This is a genomic window from Streptomyces sp. NPDC054757 (assembly GCF_053612185.1).
Map to the genome: position 1 here is coordinate 57678 of NZ_JBSHBW010000005.1, position 22874 is coordinate 80551.

Annotated in this window: 19 protein-coding genes; 8 read left to right on the plus strand and 11 right to left on the minus strand. The window is 71.7% G+C overall.

Going from position 1 to position 22874, the window contains the following annotated elements:
• Window positions 1-134 precede the first annotated feature (134 nt).
• On the minus strand, window positions 135-1280 hold the full coding sequence (locus ACWGKJ_RS09015; protein ID WP_385020599.1) for a zinc-dependent metalloprotease: 1146 nt from the start codon (window positions 1278-1280) through the stop codon (window positions 135-137).
• A 141-nt stretch (window positions 1281-1421) separates the two neighbouring features.
• Entirely contained in the window at window positions 1422-2891 is a 1470-nt protein-coding gene (gene dacB, locus ACWGKJ_RS09020) for a D-alanyl-D-alanine carboxypeptidase/D-alanyl-D-alanine endopeptidase (RefSeq protein WP_385020602.1), read from the minus strand.
• A 108-nt stretch (window positions 2892-2999) separates the two neighbouring features.
• Between dacB and ACWGKJ_RS09025 the strand changes: the two genes are divergently transcribed.
• The gene (locus ACWGKJ_RS09025) at window positions 3000-3494 is read left to right on the plus strand and encodes an inorganic diphosphatase (protein WP_164264904.1); all 495 of its coding nucleotides are present in this window, start codon (window positions 3000-3002) and stop codon (window positions 3492-3494) included.
• A 195-nt stretch (window positions 3495-3689) separates the two neighbouring features.
• Window positions 3690-5342, plus strand: a complete 1653-nt coding sequence (locus ACWGKJ_RS09030) for a threonine/serine exporter family protein (RefSeq protein ID WP_385020606.1) — start codon at window positions 3690-3692, stop codon at window positions 5340-5342.
• A 39-nt stretch (window positions 5343-5381) separates the two neighbouring features.
• Here the strand turns inward: ACWGKJ_RS09030 and ACWGKJ_RS09035 are convergent, their stop codons facing one another.
• A complete protein-coding gene (locus tag ACWGKJ_RS09035; RefSeq protein ID WP_385020609.1) occupies window positions 5382-6086 on the minus strand; it encodes a DedA family protein in 705 nt (234 codons plus the stop codon).
• Between the two features lie 157 nt (window positions 6087-6243).
• On the opposite strand from ACWGKJ_RS09035, the gene ACWGKJ_RS09040 reads away from it, so the two are divergent.
• Window positions 6244-6609, plus strand: a complete 366-nt coding sequence (locus tag ACWGKJ_RS09040; protein WP_385020612.1) for a YbjQ family protein — start codon at window positions 6244-6246, stop codon at window positions 6607-6609.
• Window positions 6610-6818: 209 nt separating this feature from the next.
• On the plus strand, window positions 6819-8240 hold the full coding sequence (locus ACWGKJ_RS09045) for a glutamate decarboxylase (RefSeq protein WP_385020615.1): 1422 nt from the start codon (window positions 6819-6821) through the stop codon (window positions 8238-8240).
• Between the two features lie 76 nt (window positions 8241-8316).
• Here ACWGKJ_RS09045 and ACWGKJ_RS09050 read toward each other — a convergent pair whose 3' ends face one another.
• From ACWGKJ_RS09050 to ACWGKJ_RS09060, 3 genes are all read right to left on the minus strand, one after another.
• Window positions 8317-8964: a PadR family transcriptional regulator gene (locus tag ACWGKJ_RS09050; protein WP_385020618.1), complete on the minus strand. Its 648-nt coding sequence runs from the start codon at window positions 8962-8964 to the stop codon at window positions 8317-8319.
• A gap of 65 nt (window positions 8965-9029) precedes the next feature.
• Window positions 9030-10487, minus strand: coding sequence for an aldehyde dehydrogenase family protein (locus tag ACWGKJ_RS09055; protein ID WP_385020621.1), 1458 nt, complete (start codon window positions 10485-10487; stop codon window positions 9030-9032).
• Between the two features lie 80 nt (window positions 10488-10567).
• Entirely contained in the window at window positions 10568-11461 is an 894-nt protein-coding gene (locus ACWGKJ_RS09060) for a helix-turn-helix domain-containing protein (protein WP_385020624.1), read from the minus strand.
• Window positions 11462-11750: 289 nt separating this feature from the next.
• Here ACWGKJ_RS09060 and ACWGKJ_RS09065 point away from each other — a divergent pair, with 289 nt between their 5' ends.
• Window positions 11751-12242, plus strand: coding sequence for an ATP-binding protein (locus tag ACWGKJ_RS09065; protein ID WP_385020627.1), 492 nt, complete (start codon window positions 11751-11753; stop codon window positions 12240-12242).
• A gap of 41 nt (window positions 12243-12283) precedes the next feature.
• Here the strand turns inward: ACWGKJ_RS09065 and ACWGKJ_RS09070 are convergent, their stop codons facing one another.
• The gene (locus tag ACWGKJ_RS09070; RefSeq protein WP_385020630.1) at window positions 12284-12529 is read right to left on the minus strand and encodes a DUF397 domain-containing protein; all 246 of its coding nucleotides are present in this window, start codon (window positions 12527-12529) and stop codon (window positions 12284-12286) included.
• Window positions 12530-12791: 262 nt separating this feature from the next.
• Here ACWGKJ_RS09070 and ACWGKJ_RS09075 point away from each other — a divergent pair, with 262 nt between their 5' ends.
• Window positions 12792-13277, plus strand: coding sequence for a hypothetical protein (locus tag ACWGKJ_RS09075; protein WP_385020633.1), 486 nt, complete (start codon window positions 12792-12794; stop codon window positions 13275-13277).
• A 66-nt stretch (window positions 13278-13343) separates the two neighbouring features.
• Here ACWGKJ_RS09075 and ACWGKJ_RS09080 read toward each other — a convergent pair whose 3' ends face one another.
• The 3 genes from ACWGKJ_RS09080 to ACWGKJ_RS09090 form a co-directional block, all read right to left on the minus strand.
• Complete coding sequence (locus ACWGKJ_RS09080) at window positions 13344-15452, minus strand: FUSC family protein (RefSeq protein WP_385020636.1); 2109 nt, start codon at window positions 15450-15452, stop codon at window positions 13344-13346.
• A 258-nt stretch (window positions 15453-15710) separates the two neighbouring features.
• A complete protein-coding gene (locus tag ACWGKJ_RS09085) occupies window positions 15711-16853 on the minus strand; it encodes a DUF2786 domain-containing protein (protein ID WP_385020639.1) in 1143 nt (380 codons plus the stop codon).
• 348 nt (window positions 16854-17201) lie between these two features.
• Window positions 17202-18113 (minus strand): NADP-dependent oxidoreductase, encoded by a 912-nt coding sequence (locus ACWGKJ_RS09090; RefSeq protein WP_385020642.1) that lies wholly within the window; start codon window positions 18111-18113, stop codon window positions 17202-17204.
• 300 nt (window positions 18114-18413) lie between these two features.
• Here ACWGKJ_RS09090 and ACWGKJ_RS09095 point away from each other — a divergent pair, with 300 nt between their 5' ends.
• Window positions 18414-20111, plus strand: coding sequence for a bifunctional 3'-5' exonuclease/DNA polymerase (locus tag ACWGKJ_RS09095; protein WP_385020646.1), 1698 nt, complete (start codon window positions 18414-18416; stop codon window positions 20109-20111).
• A gap of 256 nt (window positions 20112-20367) precedes the next feature.
• Window positions 20368-20841 (plus strand): Dps family protein, encoded by a 474-nt coding sequence (locus tag ACWGKJ_RS09100; protein WP_385020650.1) that lies wholly within the window; start codon window positions 20368-20370, stop codon window positions 20839-20841.
• 101 nt (window positions 20842-20942) lie between these two features.
• Here the strand turns inward: ACWGKJ_RS09100 and ACWGKJ_RS09105 are convergent, their stop codons facing one another.
• Window positions 20943-22643, minus strand: coding sequence for a SpoIIE family protein phosphatase (locus tag ACWGKJ_RS09105; protein WP_385020652.1), 1701 nt, complete (start codon window positions 22641-22643; stop codon window positions 20943-20945).
• Between the last annotated feature and the right edge of the window lie 231 nt (window positions 22644-22874).

A 22874-nucleotide genomic window follows, 5' to 3' on the forward strand; every position in this document is an offset into this window, starting at 1 on the left:
GGTGGACGGGTGCGTCACACAGAGTGCATAGATGGTGACAGAACCAGGCCGATACCCGAGCATCGCACGCCAACTCCTCGCCGACGGTCCCTCGGATGGGTGATTACCGCGGCGTACTTCTGCCAGGGGCCGGGTCAGGGCGCCGTCTCGCCCTTACCGTGCACCCGCGCGATCCACTCCGCCGGTTCGGCGATCTCCGCCTTGGTGGGCAGCGTGTTCGGCGAGGTCCAGACGCGGTTGAAGCCGTCCATGCCGACCTGCTCGACCACGGCCCGTACGAAGCGCTCGCCGTCGCGGTACTGACGGAGCTTGGCGTCGAGTCCGAGCAGCTTGCGCAGCGCCTGGTCGAGGCGGCCCGCACCCTGTGCCCTGCGCTTCTGGAACTTCTCCCGGATGTCGTCGACCGACGGCACGACCTGCGGGCCGACGCCGTCCATCACGTAGTCCGCATGTCCTTCGAGGAGCGACATCACCGCGGTGAGGCGGCCCAGGATGTCGCGCTGGGCGGGGGTCTGGACCAGTTCGACCAGTGAGCTGCCGCCGTCGCCCTCCCCGGCGTCGGCGCCGGTGGTCCGGCCGCCCGCGAACGACTGGGCGGCCTCCCGCAGCCGTTCGAGGACGGTCATCGGGTCGACCTCGGTCGCTTCGAGGAACGACTGGATTTCGCCCTCCAGATGGTCGCGCAGCCACGGCACGCCGGTGAACTGGGTGCGGTGGGTCTCCTCGTGCAGACAGACCCAGAGCCGGAAGTCGTGCGGGTCGACCTCCAGCTCGCGCTCCACATGGACGATGTTCGGCGCGACCAGCAGCAGCCGGCCGCCGCCGCCCGCCGCCCCGGGCATGTCACGGCCCGCGGGGGCGAACGTCTCGTACTGCCCGAGCACCCGGGAGGAGAGGAACGACAGCAGCATGCCCAGCTCGACGCCGGTGACCTTGCCGCCCACCGCGCCGAGCACGGCGCCGCCCGGTGAGCTGCCGCGCCGGTCCTCCATCTTGCCCAGCAGCGGCTTGAGGACTTCACGGAACCCGGCGACGTTGGCCTTGACCCACCCCGCGCGGTCCACCACGAGAACCGGGGTGTCCTCCAGGTCCGTGCCGTCCGGGATCATCCGGGTGAAGGCACGGACGTGCTCCTCGGCGGATTTGGCGTGCCTGCGCAGCTCCGCCACCACCGCTCGGGCCTCGTCCCTGCTGACCTCGGGACCCTGCTTCGCGAAGCGGGTCGCAGTCGCCGTGGCGAGGTTCCAGTCGACCATCTCGGCACCACCGATGCGCGTCATGCGTCAACCGTACGTTCTCGGATCGGCGGACGGTGAGGTGTTGCACCGGCTGCCCGGAGCGCAGCGGCTGCCCGGAGAGTGCAGTGCACGGGCGGTGACCGGGCGGGCGCTGCGGGCGGGCGGTCGGCCACCGCCCGGGTCTCAGCCCGCGCAGCCGCAGGACGCCACGGCGGTGCCCAGACGGTCCAGTGCCGACTGGGCCTCCACCGGGGACGCGGTGTCCGAGGCCATGAACGCGAAGGCCAGCAGCCGTCCCCGGGCGTCCACCACCGTGCCGGCCAGGGTGTTCACCCCGGTCAGGGTGCCGGTCTTGGCGTGCAGCAGACCGCCCGCGCCGGAGGGGTCCGTGTAGCGCCCGTCGAGTGTGCCGGAGAACCCGGCGATGGGCAGCCCGGTGAGGATCGGCCGCAGCTCGGGGCGGGCCGGGTCGCCCGCCCGGGTGAGGAGGGTGGCGAGCAGGGCCGGGGTGACCTTGTCCTGCCGGTTCAGCCCGCTGCCGTCCGCGAAGCGGGCCCCGTCCAGCGGCAGGCCGAGCTTCTCCAGCTGGGTCCGTACCGCCCGGCCCGCTCCCGCGAAGCTCGCGGGCTGGTGTACGGCGAGCGCGGTCTGCCGGGCGATGGCCTCCGCGATGTCGTTGTCGCTGTTGGTGAGCGCCCGCTCGACCAGCGCCGAGAGCGGCGCCGAGTACGTCCTGGCCACCGGCTTCGCGTCCTTGGGGGACTTCCCCGGTGACGGTGTCCCCTTGCTGTGCACGGACCGGTCGGCCAGCAGCGAGGCGAACGTACGGGCGGTGTCGCCCGCCGGGTCGCCGCTGCGCGGGGCCGGGCCGTGGTCGCCGTCCTCCGCCGCCGAGGGGGCCGCCGTGGTGCCGGGGTGCAGCCGCCCCTCGTCCGTCATGAGGGCGCTGACCGGGGCGAGGTTGTCGTTGGGGCCGATGGGGTGGAGCACGGGGCCGGAGTAGAGCGACGTGTCGTACGTGATGCGGACGGAGCCGACGCCCCGGTCGCGCAGCGCCTTGGCCGTGGTGTCGGCGAGCTTCCGCAGGCCGTCCCGGTCCAGGGTCGGGTCGCCGCCGCCCCTGAGGGTCAGCCGCTTCCCGTCGGGGCTCGCGGTGACGGTGGTCGCGATGCGGTGTCCGGGACCGAGCGCGGAGAGGCCCGCGGCCATCGTGGCGAGCTTCACCGTGGAGGCGGGGGTCATCGGCCGGTCGGCGTCCGATCCGTACAGCCTCCGGCCGGTGGCAGCGTCGATCACCACGCCGCCGGCGGTGGGGCCGAGCCCCGGGTCGTGCATCAGCCGGCCGAGCGCCCTGCCGAGCCCTTCGGCGGTCGGTGCGGCGCCGCCGCCGAGCGCGGCGAGCACGCTGGGCGCGCTGGGCGCGGGGGCCGGTGCGGCACCGTGCGCGGGGCGCCCGTGATCTGCGCCACCTGTACGGTCCCGGGCGGCGGCCCAGTCCCGCTCGGCCTTACGCTGACCTGAGTCCCAGGGTCCTGACGCCGCGATCAGTCCGGCCGCGAGCGCGAGACCGATCACGGCGGAGCCCGCCGAGAGTTGCCACGTCGTCACCTTCGGCACCGGCACCTCGGAGCAGCCCCTTTCGCGATCACACATCGTCGTGGGGGACACTTAACCACTGCGTTCGCCGTGCGCACGGCATCCGGCCGGTCCGGCAGGACGCAGCACCACCCGAAGTTCGTGTTGATCATGGAGGAGCCACCCGTGGAGTTCGACGTCACCATCGAGATTCCGAAGGGTTCGCGGAACAAGTACGAGGTGGACCACGAGACCGGCCGGATCCGTCTGGACCGTCGCCTCTTCACCTCGACCAGCTACCCCGCGGACTACGGATTCGTCGAGAACACCCTCGGCGAGGACGGGGACCCGCTGGACGCCCTTGTCCTGCTGGACGAGCCGACCTTCCCCGGCTGTGTCATCAAGTGCCGCGCGATCGGCATGTTCCGGATGACCGACGAGGCGGGCGGCGACGACAAGCTGCTCTGCGTCCCGGCGTCCGACCCCCGGGTGGAGCACCTGCGCGACATCCACCATGTGTCCGAGTTCGACCGCCTGGAGATCCAGCACTTCTTCGAGGTCTACAAGGACCTGGAGCCCGGCAAGTCCGTCGAGGGCGCCGACTGGGTCGGCCGCGCCGATGCCGAGGCCGAGGTCGAGAACTCGTACAAGCGCCTCCAGGCGCAGGGCGGGTCGCACTGACCGGCCGGAGCCGGTAGCGGCCGTCGGCCGGTCCGCTCCGAGGCTGCCTCTGCGGGCGGTGTGTCCCTCACGGGCGCACCGCCCGCGGTGCGTCCGGAGGCGGTAGGGGCCGTGCGTCCGGAGGCGGTACAGGCAGTACCCGTGCGCATACTGGGCAGGCGCTGATCAGGAACAGGAGAGGCGGGAGCGGAGCGAGTGGCTGAGACGGACGGTCCAGAGGACCGCAAGCCGCAGTCGGACGAGGTACGGAGTGCGTTCGTGCCGCCGACGGGTACGGAGACTCCGGGTCCCGAGGACTCCTCCACCACGTCCGAGTTCTCCGTGCCGCCGGGGCTGGCCGCCGAGACGCCGTCCGAGCCCGAGGGTTCCGCCTTCACCACACCGCAGACATACAGCGCCCAGAACTCCCCGCCCGCCTTCACCCCGGCCCATGGCTTCCCCATGATCAAGCTGGCCAAGGAGGCGCCCTGGCAGGACCGGATGCGCACCATGCTGCGGATGCCGGTCCATGAGCGGCCCGCGCTGGAGGCGGCGCAGAAGCAGGACGACGAGTCGGGTCCCGCCGTACCGCGTGTGCTCGACCTGACGCTGCGTATCGGCGAGTTGCTGCTCGCGGGCGGCGAGGGGGCCGAGGACGTGGAGGCGGCGATGTTCGCCGTCACCCAGGCGTACGGGCTCGAACGCTGCGAGCCGACCGTCACCTTCACCCTGCTGTCGATCTCGCACCAGCCGTCGCTGGTGGACGACCCGGTGACCGCGAGCCGTACCGTACGGCGCCGCGGTACCGACTACACGCGGCTTGCGGCCGTCTACCACCTCATCGACGACATCACGTCCGAGGACGTCGACGTCTCGCTGGAGGAGGCGTACCGGGGTCTCGCCGGGATCCGCCGTAACCGGCACCCCTATCCGGGCTGGGCGCTGACGACCGCCAACGGGCTGCTGGCCGGTGCGGCATCGGTGCTGGTCGGCGGTGGCGCGCTGGTCTTCATCGCCGCGATGGTGGGTGCGATGCTCGGCGACCGGCTTGCCTGGTACCTCGCCGGGCGCGGGCTGCCGGAGTTCTACCAGTTCGCGGTGGCCGCGATGCCGCCCGCCGCGGTGGGGGTGGCGCTCACCCTCGCCGACGTGCCCGATCTGCGCGCCTCCGCGGTGATCACCGGTGGGCTCTTCGCGCTGCTGCCGGGGCGGGCGCTGGTCGCGGGCGTCCAGGACGGTCTGACCGGCTACTACATCACCGCCTCCGCGCGACTGCTCGAAGTCGTCTACTTCTTCATCTCGATCGTCATCGGTGTGCTGATCGTGATCTGGCTGGGGCTCCAGTTCGGTGCCAACCAGCTCAACGCGGAGGCCGCGCTGACGGGCGCCAACCGGCCCCTCATCCAGATCGGCGCCGCGATGCTGCTGACCTTCGCCTTCGCGATCCTGCTCCAGCAGGACCGCTCCACGGTGCTGATGGTGACGCTGAACGGCGGGGTGGCCTGGATCGTCTACGGGGCCATGCACTACGCGGGAAAGATCGCTCCGGTGCCCTCCACCGCCGTCGCGGCCGGACTCGTGGGCCTGTTCGGGCAGTTGTTCTCGCGCTACCGGTACGCGTCGGCGCTGCCCTACGTCACCGCGGCGATCGGGCCGCTGCTGCCCGGTTCCGCGACGTACTTCGGGATGCTGTACATCGCGCACAGCGACGTCAACAAGGGGCTGTCCTCGCTGACCAAGGCCGCCGCCCTGGCGCTGGCCATCGCGGTCGGGGTGAACCTCGGCGGTGAGATCTCCCGGCTCTTCATGCGGGCCCCCGGTGTAGTGGGCGGGCAGCGCAGGGCGGCGAAGCGGACGCGCGGGTTCTGACAGCTGTCCGGCGGCCGCACCCGGGGGCCGGGCGTGGCCCTACCGCTTGGCGTGCCGGCCGCGCTGGCCGCTGGGGGCGGCCGGGCTCTCCGGTGCACCGGCGGACGGTGCGCCGCCCTCCTGCTTCGCCTTGCCGCGCGACCGCAGGTACTCGATCGCGATCGGCACCACCGACACCAGCACGATCGCGACGAGGATCAGCTCGATGTGCGCGTTGACGAACGCGACCTTGCCGAGGCCCGCGCCCAGCAGGGTGACGCCCACACCCCAGAGCGTGCCGCCGATGACGTTGAAGATCACGAACGAGCGGTAGTTCATCCGGCTCACGCCCGCGATGATCGGCGTGAAGGTCCGGACGATGGGCACGAAGCGGGCCAGCACCAGCGACTTCGGGCCGTACTTCTCGAAGAAGTCGTGGGCCTTCTCGACGTTCTCCTGTTTGAAGAGCTTGGAGTCGGGCCGCCGGAAGAGCGAGGGCCCGACCTTGCGGCCGAAGAGATAGCCGACCTGGTCGCCCGCGATCGCGGCGACGGCCACCAGCACACAGAGCAGCCAGAGCGGGGTGCCGAGCTTGTTGGTGGTGACGAGCAGGCCGCTGGTGAACAGCAGGGAGTCGCCCGGCAGGAAGAAGCCGATCAGCAGCCCGGACTCGGCGAAGACGATCACCAGCAGACCGGCCACCCCGAAGGTGCTGATCAGATAGTCCGGGTCCATCCAGCTCGGTCCGAGCGCGAGAGTAGTCACGGGTTCCGGGCTCCTGGGGTCAGTCGGCATGGGTGCCATGCGGGTAATGGCTGGCCAAAGTTATCAACGCCGACACGGCGTTCCTGGTTCCGTCCCCTCCCGCCCGGGTGCGATATACGAATATTCGGGCAAGGTGATCACCAGGAGGTGGTGCCGGATGAGCATCGAGGATTTCGGCGGCGGCCAGTCGCCCCAGGCCGACGTTCTGGTCGTCACGACGAACGACGTCCCCGGACACACGGTTCAGCAGGTGATCGGTGAGGTGTTCGGCCTCACAGTCCGCTCCCGTCATCTGGGCAGCCAGATCGGCGCCGGTCTGAAGTCGATGATCGGCGGTGAGCTGAAGGGACTGACGAAGACCCTCGTGGAGACCCGTAACCAGGCGATGGAACGGCTCATCGAGCAGGCCCGCGCCCGGGGCGCCAACGGGGTGCTCGCGATGCGGTTCGACGTCACCGAGGCGGCCGACATCGGCACCGAGGTCTGCGCCTACGGCACGGCGGTCGTCATCGCCAGGACGTGACCCACGGGGGCGGTACGGGGACGAGCCGCCCGGCCCCGTCCCCGTACCGGCCCCGCGAGCCCGGCCCGCACGCTCCGGACAGGCGGTCCCGGCCCCGCGGTCCCGGCCCCGCGGTCCCGGACGGACAGCCCCGGACGTGCGGTCCCGGACAGGCAGCTCCGGACAGACAGCCCCAGTCGAGTGCTCCCAGAGGAAGGCGAACGCGAACCATGCCCCTGCACCGAGGCGCGAACGGGGCCGACGGCTCCGGGAAACCGTCCACCGTCGCCGTCAACCCGTTCTTCGGCGAGGCGAACCCCGTCGGCGGCATGGACACCGCCCCGCCCAAGCACCGGCTCCCCGACGACCCGCTGCCGCCGATGAGCGCGTACCAGCTGGTCCATGACGAGCTGATGCTGGACGGCAACTCCCGGCTCAATCTGGCCACGTTCGTCACGACGTGGATGGAGCCGCAGGCGGGCGTGCTCCTCGGGGAGTGCCGCGACAAGAACATGATCGACAAGGACGAGTACCCGCGCACCGCCGAGCTGGAGCGGCGCTGTGTGGCGATGCTCGCCGATCTGTGGAACGCACCGGATCCCACGACCACCGTCGGCTGTTCGACGACCGGGTCGAGCGAGGCGTGCATGCTCGCCGGCATGGCGTTCAAACGGCGCTGGGCGAAGCGGAACGCGGACCGCTATCCGGCCACCGCGCGGCCGAACCTCGTCATGGGGGTCAATGTCCAGGTCTGCTGGGAGAAGTTCTGCAACTTCTGGGAGGTCGAGGCGCGGCAGGTCCCCATGGAGGGCGACCGGTACCACCTGGACCCGCAGGCCGCGGCCGACCTCTGCGACGAGAACACCATCGGGGTCGTGGCCGTGCTCGGCTCCACCTTCGACGGGTCGTACGAGCCGGTCGCCGAGGTCTGCGCGGCGCTGGACGCCCTCCAGGAGCGCACCGGGCTCGACATCCCCGTCCATGTCGACGGGGCGTCGGGCGCGATGGTCGCCCCCTTCCTCGACGAGGAGCTGGTCTGGGACTTCCGGCTGCCCCGGGTCTCGTCCATCAACACATCGGGGCACAAATACGGTCTCGTCTACCCGGGCGTCGGCTGGGCGCTGTGGCGCTCCCCCGATGAACTGCCCGAGGAGCTGGTCTTCCGGGTCAACTACCTGGGCGGTGACATGCCGACCTTCGCTCTCAACTTCTCCCGGCCTGGCGCGCAGGTGGTGGCGCAGTACTACACGTTTCTGCGGCTCGGCAGGGAGGGGTACCGCGCCGTCCAGCAGTCGACACGCGACGTGGCGGAATCGCTCGCCGGCCGGATCGAGGAACTGGGCGACTTCCGGCTGCTGACCCGGGGCAATGAACTGCCGGTCTTCGCCTTCACCACCACGGACGACACCACGAGCTTTGACGTGTTCGACGTGTCCCGGCGGCTGCGTGAGCGGGGGTGGCTGGTGCCCGCGTACACCTTCCCCGAGAACCGGCAGGACCTCTCGGTGCTCCGGGTGGTCTGCCGGAACGGGTTCTCCGAGGACCTGTCCGATCTGCTGATGGACGACCTCCGGGCGCTCCTTCCCGAACTGCGTCGGCAGTCGGGGCCGTTGGAGCGGAGCAAGGCGGAGGCCACCGCGTTCCACCACTGAGCACCCGTCACCGGGCGGCCGGGAGCCGCACCCGTCAGGCGCTGTCCATCAGGCGCTGTCCATCAGGTGCCGTCTGTCAGGCGCTGTCGCCGGGGTCCGGCTCGCCGCTCGCGTACGGGTTCTCCTCGCCGTCGGCGAGCACCCCCACGAAGGGCTCGCCCTCGCCCGCGAAGACATACGCGCCGCTCTCGATCCGGGCGATCAGGCCACGGGTCCACTCGGCCCCGCCGTCCGCCGTGTGGATCCAGAAGTTCATGATCTCGCCGATGTGGCCCAGCTGCTGCGGGCCGCCCTCGGGGATGTAGTGCTCGGTGACCGAGGCCCGCCAGGTCTCCACCGCCCGCAGGCGTTCCTTCAGGAGCTCCACGGCCTCGGCCCGCTCCAGGTCGACGATGCAGCCCAGCGCCGCCGACATGACGTCCGTCCGCTGGTCGTACGTGACCAGTGCCTCGCGGAGCAGCCTGAGGTACTCGTCCCGGCCGGCCGCCGTCATCTCGTACTCGGTGCGGGGCGGGCCGCCCGCCGTGCTGGGAGCCGTCTCGTGGGCCAGCAGCATGCCCTGCTTGGCCAGTTGCTTCAGGGCGTGGTAGATCGACCCGGGCTTGGCGTTGGACCACTCGTGGGCGCCCCAGTACTCCAGGTCGTTGCGGACCTGGTAGCCGTGCGCGGACCCGTGCTGGCGGACCGCTCCGAGTACGAGCAGACGGATCGCTGACGCTGACATGGGGCCAGCCTAGAGCTCGTCCCCCGGTACGGCCGGGCCCGGCCCCGGAAGCGGGCACCGCGCTGTCAGAACGGGAACCCGCTGCGCCCGTGCTGGATGGAGATCCACTGCTGTGTGGTGAAGGCGTCGACCATCGAGTCGCCGTTCAGCCGCCCGAGCCCGGAGCGCTTCTCGCCGCCGAAGGGGACGACCGGCTCGTCGTGCACGGTGCTGTCGTTGATGTGGATCATCCCGGTACGGACCCGCCTGGCCAGCCGGACACCGCGCTCCACGTCCCCGGTGTGCACCGCGCCGCTCAGCCCGTACGGGGTGTCGTTGGCGATACGGACCGCCTCGTCCTCCCCGTCGAACGGCACGAGCAGCGCCACCGGTCCGAAGATCTCCTGCTGGAGCAGCGGGGAGCCGGGGGCCAGACCGGTCAGGACCGAGGGCGAGACCAGGCTGCCCTCGGTGTCCCCGTGCACCAGGGCCGTCGCTCCGGCGGCCACCGCCTGCTCGACCAGCGCCGTGACGGCCTCGGCCTGCCTGGTGTTGATGAGCGGGCCGATGTGGGTGGCCGGGTCGGCGGGGTCGCCGGTCCTCAGGGTCCGCACCCTGGCGACGAACTTCTCGGTGAACTCCCGCTCCACCCGGCGGTCCACCAGGATGCGGTTGGCGGCCATGCAGACCTGGCCCTGGTGCACGTACCGGCTGAAGACCGCCGCGTCGACCGCGTAGTCGATGTCGGCGTCGTCAAGGACGATCAGGGCGCTGTTGCCGCCGAGTTCGAGCACGGCGTGCTTGAAGTGGGCGGCGCAGACCGTGGCGACGTGCTGGCCGACCCGGTCGGAGCCGGTGAAGGAGATGACCTTGGGCACCGGGTGGGTGAGCAGCGCGTCGCCGATCTCGGCGATGTCCGTGACCACCACGTTCAGCAGGCCCGCCGGCAGCCCCGCGTCCTCCAGCACCTTCGCCACCAGGGTGCCGCCACAGACCGGGGTGGACTGGTGCGGCTTGAGGACCACGGCGTTGCCGAGCGCGAGGGCCGGGGCGACCGACTTCATGGAGAGCAGGAACGGGAAGTTGAACGGGCTGATGACCCCGACCACGCCGACCGGGACGCGGTAGACGCGGTTCTCCTTGCCGTCGACGGGCGAGGGCATGATGCGGCCCTCGGGGCGCAGCGCCAGCTGGACGGCCTCGCGCAGGAACTCCTTGGTGAGGTGCAGCTCGAAGGCCGCCTTCAGCCGGGTGCCGCCCAGCTCGGTGACGATGGCGTCGGCTATCTCGTCCTCGCGCTCCTCGATGATGCGCAGGGCGCGTTCGAAGACGGTACGGCGGGTGTAGGGGTTCGTCCCGGCCCAGGCCACCTGGGCGCGTTCGGCGGCGCGGTACGCCTGGTCCACCTCGGCGGCCGTGGCCACCGTGATCGACGCGAGCTTCGTCTCGTCGTACGGATTGAAGTCGATGATGTCCCAGGAGCCGCTGCCCGGCTTCCACTCACCGTCGATGTACTGAAGAGCCAGCTCGCTGAAGAAGGACATGGAGATCCCTAACTGCCGCTGCCGCGCGCGCAGATGCTCATGACGCCATAGGCCTGATGGCATCTCATCGTACGTGCGTTTCAGGTGGTGCGGAGGATGTCCCTGATGATGGAGCGGGTGTCTTCCTGGGGCGGGCTGTCCTGCTGAAGCTGCGTCATGGCCCTTTCGTACTGGGCGACTTCGTCGGCCTTGTCGAGGTAGAGGGAGCCGGTGAGCTGCTCCAGATAGACGAGGTCCGACAGATCGGACTCCGGGAAGCGCAGCATCGCGAACGATCCGCTCTCGCCCGCGTGGCCGCCGAAGCTGAACGGCATCACCTGGAGCGTGACGTTCTGCATCTCGGAGATCTCGATGAGGTGCTCCAACTGCGCCCGCATCACGTCCCGTTTACCGTACGGACGGCGCAGCGCCGACTCGTCGAGCACGGCGTGCAGCTGCGGGGCGTGCTCGGCCACCAGGACCTTCTGCCGTTCGAGGCGCAGCGCGACCCGGCGGTCGATGTCGGCGTCCGACGCGGTGGGGTTGCCCCGGGTGACGACGGCGTGGGCGTACGCCTCGGTCTGCAACAGGCCGTGTACGAACTGGACTTCGTAGGCGCGGATCAGTGAAGCGGCGCCTTCGAGACCGATGTACGTCTGGAACCAGCCCGGCAGCACATCGCCGTAACTGTGCCACCAGCCGGCGAGGTTGGCCTCCTTGGCCAGTCCCAGCAGTGCCTCGCGCTCGGTCGCGTCGAGGACTCCGTAGAGCGTGAGGAGGTCCTCGACGTCCCTGGACTTGAAGCTCACCCGTCCCAACTCCATACGGCTGATCTTGGATTCCGAGGCCCGGATCGAGTATCCGGCGGCCTCCCGGGTGATCCCGAGTGAATCGCGCAGCCGTCTGAGCTGTGAGCCCAGGAGGATGCGCCGCACGACGGACCCACCTCCGGTGCTCAGCGTCTGGGAAGAACCCCAGGACTCGCCTGCTGACACTTTCCAACCCTCCCCGGTCGTGATGTGGGGGGCAGTCTGCCACTAAAACGCTCCGCCCTGTACTCGATCGATTACAGAAAGAGCAAAGCCCGGCGGGCGATCGACGGACGGGTGTGACAGGAGTGCAGGAAGAAATGCACCAGAACCGGCACGGGCCGCTCAAGTCCGGCGCGTGCACGTGCATCTGCCCTTGCATCTGCCGTGCGCATTCGGAACCATGGGCCCCGCGCACCTGCGTTCTCGTACCACCGCACGCTGGCTACGGCCGCGAAACCGGGGAGTGCCTCGCATGGGGACGGATGGATCGACCATGCTCGACGAGCCGTTGAAGCAGGGCCTTCCTCCCATCGACCCCTTGGCCGTGTCCAGCTCCGCCTCCTGCGCCCTGCCGCCGAGGTTCGAAGCGGTGCGGGGGGCCCGGCACTTCACCAGGTCGACGCTCCTGAACTGGGACCTCGGTGACCGCTTCGACGATGTGGCGCTGGTCGTCTCCGAACTCGTCACCAACGCCCTGCGCCACGCCCTGCCGACCGACACCCCGCGCGACGAGGACGCCCCGGTGCGGCTGCACCTGATGCGGTGGACCTCCCGTCTGGTGTGCGCGGTACGCGACCCGAGCGACGGCACCCCCGCCGCCCGCCCGTCGGACGACTTCGCGGCGGAGTCGGGCCGGGGCCTCTTCCTGGTCGAGTCCTTCGCGGACAGCTGGGGCTGGCACCCGCTGGCGGGAACGCTGCACGGCAAGGTGGTCTGGGCGCTGTTCCGGCTCCAGGGGGAGTAGGGGAGCAGGGGAGCAGGGCGGGGGCCAACCGCAGCTCCCGGTCAGCCCTGTTCCGCGACCAGGTGGTCGAACTCCCCCGCCTTCGCGCCGTGCAGCATCGCCGCGATCTCGGCCGGGGTGTAGACGAGGGCCGGTCCTTCGGGGTGGCGTGAGTTGCGTACCGCCACGTCACCGCCGGGCAGCCTGGCGAACTCCACGCACGCGCCCTGCGAGTTGCTCAGCTCGCTCTTCTGCCAGACGACCCCGTGGAGCTCTGTTGCCGCCATGCCGTTGTATGCGTGGTGCACAGGTCGCTCCCGGGTAGTGCAGAAGTACGGAGTAGCGGAGTACGGAGCAGCGGTACGGGCGTGCGGAAGTACAGCTGTCAACTGTCCAGGATCATAGCTGTGTTCATGTGCCGATGCATGAGCAGATGCACGTGCACGCGGGGTGGTCATTCCACTACAGCTTTGCCGATGAAACGTTTCTCATGCACGGAGACGCGCCGTTCCCCCGATCCGGCTCCCTGGTAGCTTGTCGCGTTCCGTCAACCACACCCAGGGGGAAGAAGTGAACAGGTTCGTACGTACCACCGGCCTCGCGGTCGCCGGGCTTACGGCTGCGCTCGTGATCAGCGGATGTTCCAGCAGTGACGGCAAGAGCTCCGACGCGTCCCAGGACAAGGGCGCGCACACCGCGGCCCCGGCGCCGTCCGCGTCCACGGGTGGCACGGGTGGCGGCGGTGCGGGTGCGAAGGCCGCGGGCATGGAGGGCAGCTGGCTCGCCATGACCGACGGCAAGTCCACCGCGCTGGTGATCCAGGGCAAGCAGGCCGCCATCGCGGGGCAGCATGTCTGCACCGGCGTGGTCGCCGACATGGGGAAGCCGATGCTGACCCTCAAGTGCCCCGACGGCAACAACGACCGCACCATGGGGACGATCGAGTCCGCCGACGGCGGCATCATGAAGGTGTCGTGGGAGGCCGGGATCAAGGACACCTTCAGGAGGACCGACGGCGGGAAGCTCCCGGACGGGCTGAAGATGCCCCACCTCTAGGGCTTTTCCCAGGGCCTTCTGCGGAGCCTTCTGAGGGGCCTTGTTCAGGGTTTGTTCAGGGTTTGTTCAGGGCTTTCCGGAGGGCCTTCTCGATGGCTTTTCGTCCGGGTCGGGACGCGGCCGGGCCGGCTCTTCGTCCAGGGCGGCGGTGAGCTGGTCCAGGGTGTCGAGGAGCAGACCCGCCCCGCCGCGTACGACCTGGTCGGGTACGCCCTCGCTGTCCCATGCCGCCAGGTTCTCGCGCACCTCGTCCCAGTGCGGAACCCGCCGCTGGCGGATGTCCCTGGCACCCCGCTCGACCGCGTGGAGCAGCGCGTCCGCCACCTCGCGCGCCGCCGGTACGGGTGTGGTGGAGCGGCCGGGCAGATGGGCCTCCATCAGCATGGCGGCCCGGCCCAGCTGCGCCATCGCCTCCTCCGCCCCCTCGGCCACCGGGCGGGAGAGGCCGCGGTGGCGCACCGGTTCATGGGTGGCCCGCTCCAGGGCCTCCTGCCAGGCGATACGGGCGGCACGCGCGGCGATCACCGCGTCGCGCACATCGGTCCTGCGGGCGCCGGCCGGGTCGGCGTAGTGGGCGACGACCGCCGCCGCGTAACGACCGTCGGCGAGCAGCCAGTCGGCGAGCCGGTTGCGCAGCCTGGGGGTCTCCCAGGCCGGATAGACGGCGTACGCGACCATCGCGAGCAGCCCGCCGATCAGGGTGAGCAGCACCCGGTCCCGTACGGTCTGGCCGACCGCGAGGCCGCTCATGTCGAGGAGGAAGACGACATAGGCGGAGACGCAGGCCGAGCCGGCCGCGTACCCCGTGCGCATCAGCAGGAACATCAGCCCCGCGCTGACCACCGCGAGCGCGCCGGACGGGTAGGGCCCCGGATGTGCCAGCCGGACGACGGCGGTGGCGACCGCGACCCCGACGAGGGTGCCGCCGAAGCGCGCGACGGCGCGGCCGTACGTCTGGGTGAAGGCCGGCCGCATCACCATCACGGAGGCCAGCGGCACCCAGTAGCCGTGCCCGAACGGCAGGGCGGCGCCGATGAGATAGCCCACCGCGGCGACCACGGCGGTGCGGATCGCGTGGCGCAGGACGGGTGAGTCGTGACTGCGCAGCTCCTTGCGCATGGTCCGCAGCACGACCGGCGCCATCCGTACCAGCGAGGGCCGCACCAGCGGCTCGGCGTCGGCCGTGGTGCCCTGGCCCCTGGCCGTCTCGACGACACCGCGCAACAGCGTCGCCAGCCGGGCGGCGGCACGGCGGGCGGGTCCGGTGAGCACGTCGGAGTTGTCGGGGGCCTCCAGTACGGACAGGGCGGGGGCGGAGATGACCACCGGTTCGCCGTACCGGACGGCGTGGGCCGCGGAGTCGAGCACGGAGCCCGCAGCGGCCAGGAGTTCCCGCACCCGTTCGCGCTCGGGCCCTTCCGGCGCGGCGCCCACGGCGGGGTCGGCGAGTGAGGCGAGCACGGGTCTGACCCGCTCGGCGACACCGCGGGTGCCGTGCAGTTCGGCGGGGCGCCTGCGGGCCTCCCTGCGGGTGACGGCGGCGGCGCTGCGCGCCGTCACGAACGGCTCGGGGTCGAAGGGGGCGAGCGGGTCCTGGCACAGCCTGCGGGCGTAGTCGGCCTCGGCGGTCAGCGCGTCGGCGAGTGCGTCGCGCTGGGCTCCCCATCTGCGGACCGGGAAGAGGACGATCAGCCCGGCCTGGACGATCCCGCCGCAGGCGATCATCGCGGCGTGGCCGGCCGCGGCCGGCACGGAGGTGGGGAGGGTGACGGTCACCAGCATCATCGCGACGTTGGACGCGGCGATGATCCCGGCGGTGGGCCCGACGGCCCAGGCCAGCCCCGCCAGCAGCGCCCAGAGCGCGATCAGGGCCGTGAACAGGGCGGTGTGCACGGCGCTGAGGTAGCCGATGAAGGTCGATACGGCGAGCGTCCCGCCCGAGAACAGCGCGAGGACGGGCCGGGCGCGCCAGCTGCGCTGGAAGCTGGCGATGGCCGCCTGGAACGCGCCGAAGGCGGAGCTGGCGGCGACGGCGGGGCCGAAGATGTCGAGGCTGAGCAGAACCACCAGGGCGAGGCCGGCGGCGCCGCGGAAGGCGATGAGCGGTTCCAGGCGCCGCTGTTCGATCCTCAGCCCGGAGCGGGCGGTCGCATACAGGGCCCGGAGCCAGCGCATGGAGCTGAGCGTAGCGGGATACCGGTACATATCGGGCGCATGGCCGGGCCCCGGGCCACCGCGTCAGCGCGGCCGGGGCGCCGGCCCTGTCGCGTCAGCGCCGTCCGGGGCACCACGTCAGCACTCCCGGCCGTCACGTCAGCAGGCACCGGCCCCGCCGCGTCAGCGGGCGCGGGGGCACCATCTCCGCCGCGTCAGCGGGCGCGGGGGCACCATCTCCGCCGCGTCAGCGGGCGCGGGGGCACCATCTCCGCCGCGTCAGCGCATCCGGGGCGCCGGCCCCACCGCGCCCGCCGCAGGCCCCAGCCCCGCCGCGTCCGCCGCCGCCGTGCCGTCCAGCCAGCCCGCCTCGTCCGAGACGCCCCGCACCCGGCTCACGGTGGTCTCGGGGAACATCCGGTCCGCCTCCGAGACCACGGCCACATCCCGCTCCGCGAGCACCGGCAGGAGCGAACCGGCCTCGTCCGCCGTCACCTGGTCGGTGGCCCTGGCGAGCCGGTGACCGAGCCTGCTGGCGTACGCGGTCAGGAACGACTGCCGGAACGTCTTCGTCCGCTTGCGCCCGCCCGCACGCTGCGCCGCCTCCGCGCGGGTCATCGCGGCCATCCCCTGGACCAGGAGCGAGGTATGGAGCAGCTCGGTCACCTCCAGGTCGGGTTCGAAGCCGACGACCGTCGAGAAGCCGAACGCGCTGTTCCAGACCGCGCGGCAGCGGTTCGCGGTGGCGACCGCGTCCAGCAGGACCGCCTTGGCCGTCTCGTACGGGGCGTCGACGCCGATCCGGCAGGCCGCCGGGGTGTCCGTACGGTGGCCGTCGGCCGCGAGCCGCGCCTCGTCGATGCTGTGCCGGGCCATCAGCTCCTGTGCCTTCCCGCTGAGCGCCTCCGCCTCCGCCGCGTACTGCGTCGCCTCGGCCTTGGCCAGCAGCGCGCGGATCCGGCCGAGCGCGCGGGGCTCGGCGTGGTGGTGCGGCGGAAGGAGCACGTCCGCACCCGGGACGGGACCCAACGGTTCGATGGCCGGGAGCCGCAGGAGCAGCCGGTACAGCTCCAGGAGGGCGGTCGCGTACGAGAAGCGGTCGGCCTCCCAGGGGGGTGTGTCCAGCGCGTCGAGCTGGGCCCGCCAGCGCGGCGGCAGCCGCTGGTACGTGCGTACCTCCGCCGTGATCAGCGCGGTCAGCAGCCGGACATGCCGGTCGGCCAGATCGCGCCGGACGAGCCGTACCACATCGGCGGGCTGCCACCCGCGCCGCCAGGCCCGGCGCAGGAACTCCGCACCGCGCCGGTCCAGCTCGGCGTCGGCCGCCGGGTCCGCCGCGAGCAGGGAGGCTCCGGTGTCCAGGCCCGCGTCGCCCTCGCTGTAGAGGGCCGCGGCGAAGGCCCGGTCGATCACCGGTTCCATACGTTCTCCATGCGCCAAGGGTAGGTCCGGCCCTCCCCGTTCCCGCCCGGCGGCCGGGAACGGGAGCATGGGCGGCCGTGGACACCGCCGCCCATGGACACGGCCGCCGACGCCGGCGTGCGGGGCGCCGCAGTGCGTCGCGCCTACGGTGAGGTCATCACCCTGTACGGCGTCGGACCCGCGGCACCGGACGGTCCGGCAGCCCTGGCAGCCCCGCCGGACCCAGCAGGCCCGGCAGGCCCGGCAGGCCCGATCCGGCAGATCCGGCAGATCCGGGCGGGATCCTTTGTCCACAGCCTGTGGACAGGTGACCGGGTGGCTGTCCGACCGACCGGACCCAGCGCCGTCTCACACCTTCAGCACCAGCTTTCCCCGTACGTGCCCCTCCTCGCTCAGCCGCTGAGCCTGTTCCGCCTGCTCCAGCGGCAGGACCTTCGCCACCTCGACCCGCAGTGTGCCGTCCGCCGCCTGTTCCGCCTGCCGCGCCAGGATCGTCTCCGCGTCGGCGGACATGGCGCCCCCGCTGAAGACCACGCCCAGCTCCCGTGCGGCCGGGTCGGAGATGGTGACGACCCGGTCCGTCGTACCGCCGCGCAGCTCGATCGCGTCCGGGAGCGCCCCCTTGCCCGCCACGTCGAAGACCGCGTCCACGCCCTGCGGGGCGACGGCGCGGACCCGCTCCACGAGTCCCTCGCCGTACGTCACGGGCGTCGCACCCAGCGTCCGGAGGTAGTCGTGGTTGGCCTCGGAAGCGGTGGCGACGACGGTCGCTCCACGGGCCGCCGCGAGCTGGACGGCGAGCGAACCGACCGCGCCGGCACCGCCGTTGACCAGCAGTGTCTCGCCGTTCCTGAGGTCCAGCAGATTCAGGACGCGCTCCGACGTCTCACCGGCCACCGGCAGCGCGGCCGCGGCCTCCCAGCAGAGCGCGTCGGGCTTGGGCGCGAAGGACTCGGAGAGCGCGTACGGCGCGTACCCGCCCGTGACGCTCCAGCCCACCACCTCGTCGCCGGGCGCGACCCCGGTGACGCCTTCACCGATCTCGTCCACGGTCCCGGCGACCTCCACCCCGGGAACCGCGGGCAGCGGGGTCGGGAACATGTCCTTCGCCCAGCCGCTGCGGATCTTGTGGTCGAGAGCGTTCACCCCGGCGGCGGCCACCTTCAGGCGGACCTGGCCGGGGCCCGCGTGCGGCTCGGCGGTCTCCCTGAGCCGCAGCACCTCGGGGCCGCCGAACTCCTCGAACACGATCGCTTCCATGGTGTCTCCCTCGGTCGGTGAGCCGGTGTGGGTGAGTGAGATGTGGCTGAGTGAGATGTGGGTGGGTGAGCAGGTGAGTCGCGGGGGGGCGTATGCCCGGGTCCGGCGGCACCCGGCCGGTAGAACCACACCGCCGGTGCACTTCTTCCGTTTCCCAGCATCGATTTCCGTGTCCCACCATCGATCGTGACCGCTCCCGCCCCCGCCCGCCTTTCGTACGGCTCTCCCTCTCCCGCCACCGGCTCCGGCTCCGGCTCCGGCTCCGGCGGATTGTCAGTGGCGGCTGCAAGACTCGCTCGCATGACCGAACGGTGGGCTCTGGCGACGGCGGAGGGCGGCGGGGCACACCTCGCGCCACTCGGCGGCGACGGGCTGCCCGCAGGGGACGTGGTGTACGAGCCGGATCTGGCCGAGGCGGTGCGGGCCAGACCCGGCGTCGGCCGGTGGGTGTGGCGTTCGACCGCCGAGATCTATCCGCGGCTGCTCGCGGCCGGGGTGCGGGTCGAGCGGTGTTACGACATCGAGTCCGCGGAGCTGCTGCTGCTCGGCCACGCCGGGCGGTACGGCGAGCCCCGGTCGGCCGCGGCGGCCTGGGCCCGGCTGCACCGGGCGCCCGTGCCGCCCGATCCGCGCCCCCGGTCGGCCGAGCCCGGCGCACAGTCCTCCCTCTTCGAACCGGCCCCCGTACCCATGGAGTTGAGCGCGCTCCTGGAGGTGTACGCGGACCAGCTCGGCCGGTACGGGACCACCGTCCACCCGGACCGGATGCGGCTGCTGACCGCGTCGGAGTCGGCGGGGATGCTGGTGGCGGCCGAGATGCACCGGGACGGCCTGCCGTGGCGGGCCGATGTGCACCGGGCCGTCCTGGACGAACTGCTCGGGGAGCGGTATGCGGGCGGCGGGGAGCCGCGCCGGATGGCGGAGCTGGCGGACGAGGTGTCGGCGGCCTTCGGGCGCCGGGTCAGACCGGAGCTGGCGGCCGATGTCGTCAAGGCGTTCGCACAGGCCGGGATCCGGGTGAAGTCGACCCGCCGCTGGGAGATCGAGGGCATCGCGCATCCGGCGGTCCCGCCCCTTCTCCAGTACAAGAAGCTCTACCGGATCTGGACGGCCAACGGCTGGTCCTGGCTCCAGGACTGGGTGCGGGACGGGCGCTTCCGCCCGGAGTACCAGCCGGGCGGGACGGTCTCCGGGCGCTGGACCACCAACGGCGGCGGGGCACTGCAGATCCCGAAGGTGATCCGGCGGGCGGTCGTCGCCGACGAGGGCTGGCGTCTGGTGGTGGCCGACGCCGCCCAGATGGAGCCCAGGGTGCTGGCGGCGGTCTCCCGCGACCCCGGGTTGATGGAGGTGGCCGGACACGAGGGGGATCTCTACTCGGCCCTCTCCGACCGGGCGTTCAGCGGCGACCGGGACCACGCCAAGCTCGCGCTGCTCGGCGCGGTCTACGGCCAGACGTCGGGGGACGGCCTGAAGAATCTCGCGGCGCTGCGGCGGCGGTTCCCGGCAGCCGTGGCCTACGTCGACGACGCGGCGAGAGCCGGCGAGGAGGGCCGGCTCGTACGGACCTGGCTCGGCCGGACCAGCCCACCGGCGGCCGGGGCCGATGACGGCGACGAAGCGGGCATCCCGCAGGAGGAGCCGGCGCCCGACGGTGAGTCCCGTGCGGACCGGCCGTCGGGCAGGGCGCACGCGCCGGACGCACGGGCCTGGGGCCGGTTCACCCGGAATTTCGTGGTGCAGGGCAGCGCGGCCGACTGGGCACTGCTGATGCTGGCCGCACTGCGCCGCGCCCTCCACACCGGGGGTCTCCGCGCCGAGCTGGTCTTCTTCCAGCACGACGAGGTGATCGTGCACTGCCCGGCGGACGAGGCACCGCGGGTGGTCGAGGCGATCCGGGCGGCCGGTGAGCTCGCCGGGCGGATCGCCTTCGGGGAGACACCGGTGCGGTTCCCGTTCACGACGGCGGTGGTCGAGTGTTACGCGGACGCGAAATGACGCACGGCAGATGACGCACAGCACGGGTCGCACAGCACGCGGGACGCACGGCGAGGGACGCCCGGCACGGGACGCGAAATGACCGGAGTGCGACGCGAAGAATGTCCGCCGTCTCCCCGGGTACGCGGTTGGTCGGACACGCAGTATCCGGAAACGCCGTACAACGCGACACCGCAGTACGGCGCGACGAGGTACAGCGCGTCGACGTACGAGGCAACCGACGTACGAGGCAACCGACGTAAGGAGTGCAGGCACTATGACTGCCACCGTGAAGAGCACCCTGCCCGATGCGGCACGTGAGACCACCGGGAAGGCGCTCCAGGGCGCCCTGGTCGACCTGCTCGGCCTCTCCCTGCTCGCGAAGCAGGTGCACTGGAATGTGGTGGGGCCGCGCTTCCGCTCCGTCCACCTCCAGCTCGACGAGGTGGTCACCACCGCCCGCGACTACGCGGACACCGTCGCCGAACGGTCCTCCGCCATCGGCGTACCGCCCGACGGGCGTATCGCCGCGCTGGCCAAGACGAGCGAACTGCCGGAGCCGGCGACCGGCTGGATCACCGACGACGATGTCGTGGCGCTGCTGGTGGACGCGCTGGGCGGGGCGATCACCCGGCTGCGCAGCGCGATCGCCGCGACCGACCAGGCGGACCCGGTGAGCCAGGACCTGCTGATCGGTCTCACCGCCGAACTGGAGAAGCAGCGCTGGATGTTCCAGGCGGAGAACGTCTGACCGCCGTACATCCACCCCGGCCCGGCGCATCCGGCCCGGCGGCCGGCCATCCGACCTGACGGCCATCCGACCCGTCGGCCGCCCGCCCCGGCGAACCCGTCCTACGTCCCGGCTCTCCCGGAGCGGATCCGGGACGCGAGGACCGCGATGTCGTCCGTGGCGTCCCGGCCGAACCGGTCGAGTACGTCGTCCAGGAGACCCTCCAGGGTCCCGCCGACCGGAAGACGCAGACTCGCCAGCCGGCCGACGGACACATCGATGTCCTCGCCCCGGCGCTCCACCAGGCCGTCGGTGTACATGAACAGGACCGTCCCCGGGCCGCAGGGCAGCGAGACGGTCTCATAGCCGCCGAGCCCGGTGCCGAGCGGCGGCCCGACCGGGATGTCGGCGATCACGGCCTGCTCCCCCCGGTCGATGAACACCGGCGGCAGATGACCGGCGCTCGCCACCTGGCACTCCCCCCGGAAGCGGTCCACGACCGCCAGCAGACAGGTGGCAGCCCGGTCGATGCCCGCCTTCTCCACCATCAGATCGAGCCGCTCCAGGATGACGTGCGGCGGGAGGTCGTCCTGGGCGAGGAGCCGCACCATGGAGCGGTAGTGGCTCATCGCCACGGCGGCGTCGACCCCGTGGCCCATCACATCGCCCATGACCTTCAGATGGCGTGCGTCCGACAGGGGTACGACGTCGAACCAGTCGCCGCCCACCTCCGCCCCCTGGCCGACCGGCAGATAGCGGGTGGCGACCTCGATGTGCGGATGCGGTTTGCGCGGCTCGGAGAGCAGGGCGCGCTGCAGTTCCAGGGCGATTCCGTGCTCCCGCGTGTAGCGGCGGGCGTGATCGAGATCGACGGCGGCCCGGACCGCCAGCTCCCGGGCCACCACCACGTCCTGGTCGGTGAAGGCGGGTGAGTCACCGGCCCGTACCAGCGCCAGGCAGCCCAGCGGGCGCCCCCGGGAGGTCAGCGGCACGACGCACACCGAGTGGAAGCCGAGGGCCCGGTAGACGGCGACCCGCTCCGGGCTGGGGGCGGACGCGGTCAGCTCGGCGTCGGTGGAGAGGTTCTGCAGGACCGGCTGGTTCGTCTCCAGACAGCGCCCGATGGTTCCGCCCGACTGGTAGTCGGCGTACTGCCCCGGTTCGCCGAACTGCCTTACCGCATCGGCGAGTTCCGGCACGGTCGCCATGCCCGCCCTACGCAGCCGGACCACCCCGGCGGGCGGCGGACGCACCTCCTGGCCGATCTCCGGGGCGAACACCTCGACGCTCGCCACATCGGCCAGTTCGGGGACCACGAAGTCGGCCAGCTCGCCGCAGGTCGTATTCATGTCGAGCGTGGTGCCGATCAGGTTGGCGGCCGTGTCCAGCATCGACAGATGCCGGCTGACCCGTTCGTACTCCACCTGCCTGCGGCGCGGCGCCAGCACTTCCAGCACGATCAGGACAAGCCCCCGGACCTCCCCGTCCTGCTCCACACGGTGACAGGCGCCCTGCCAGAACCGCGGCTCCGGACGGTCCGACGCGGGGGTCCGGCCGCTGGTCGCCAGGTCCCGGGCCCGGCCGTCGGCGAGCACACCGCGCAGGAGGTCCGACGGGACGTCCAGCTCGGGAAGAATGTCCTCGACGGTCCGGCCGAGATGCCCGGCGGCCGAAATGCCATTCATCCGTTCGAGAGCCGGATTGACGTACAGATAGCGCAGCTCCGTGTCGAGCACGCAGATTCCCGCCGGGGTACCCGCGAACAGCGATTCCAGGCTCTCCAGACCCAGCGGGGGCGGAACATCCGGCGCATCGGCGCACACAGGGGACCTCCAGGGGCGGGACGGCGGACGCCCTGACCTCCATGGTCGACCGCCGGAACGCGGCGCGCATCCGGCCGGGGCGGCTGGGCGGCATCCGGCTTCGCCTGCGGGCCGGACGGGGCTTGCGCTGAAGTGCGCTCCAGCACCTAGCGTCACGGACGGGCCTGGACCGGGGCCGCGGACGGAACCCGGACGGAACCGGCGGCCACCCACCCGACCGAGGGGAACACC

Bases quoted from the DNA above. Each gene is read 5' to 3' on its own strand.
- ACWGKJ_RS09015 (WP_385020599.1), bottom strand. From the start codon at position 1,280: ATGACGCGCATCGGTGGTGCCGAGATGGTCGACTGGAACCTCGCCACG.
- dacB (WP_385020602.1), bottom strand. From the start codon at position 2,891: ATGTGTGATCGCGAAAGGGGCTGCTCCGAGGTGCCGGTGCCGAAGGTG.
- ACWGKJ_RS09040 (WP_385020612.1), top strand. From the start codon at position 6,244: ATGAGCATCGAGGATTTCGGCGGCGGCCAGTCGCCCCAGGCCGACGTT.
- ACWGKJ_RS09045 (WP_385020615.1), top strand. From the start codon at position 6,819: ATGCCCCTGCACCGAGGCGCGAACGGGGCCGACGGCTCCGGGAAACCG.
- ACWGKJ_RS09050 (WP_385020618.1), bottom strand. From the start codon at position 8,964: ATGTCAGCGTCAGCGATCCGTCTGCTCGTACTCGGAGCGGTCCGCCAG.
- ACWGKJ_RS09055 (WP_385020621.1), bottom strand. From the start codon at position 10,487: ATGTCCTTCTTCAGCGAGCTGGCTCTTCAGTACATCGACGGTGAGTGG.
- ACWGKJ_RS09065 (WP_385020627.1), top strand. From the start codon at position 11,751: ATGGGGACGGATGGATCGACCATGCTCGACGAGCCGTTGAAGCAGGGC.
- ACWGKJ_RS09080 (WP_385020636.1), bottom strand. From the start codon at position 15,452: ATGCGCTGGCTCCGGGCCCTGTATGCGACCGCCCGCTCCGGGCTGAGG.
- ACWGKJ_RS09085 (WP_385020639.1), bottom strand. From the start codon at position 16,853: ATGGAACCGGTGATCGACCGGGCCTTCGCCGCGGCCCTCTACAGCGAG.
- ACWGKJ_RS09090 (WP_385020642.1), bottom strand. From the start codon at position 18,113: ATGGAAGCGATCGTGTTCGAGGAGTTCGGCGGCCCCGAGGTGCTGCGG.
- ACWGKJ_RS09095 (WP_385020646.1), top strand. From the start codon at position 18,414: ATGACCGAACGGTGGGCTCTGGCGACGGCGGAGGGCGGCGGGGCACAC.
- ACWGKJ_RS09100 (WP_385020650.1), top strand. From the start codon at position 20,368: ATGACTGCCACCGTGAAGAGCACCCTGCCCGATGCGGCACGTGAGACC.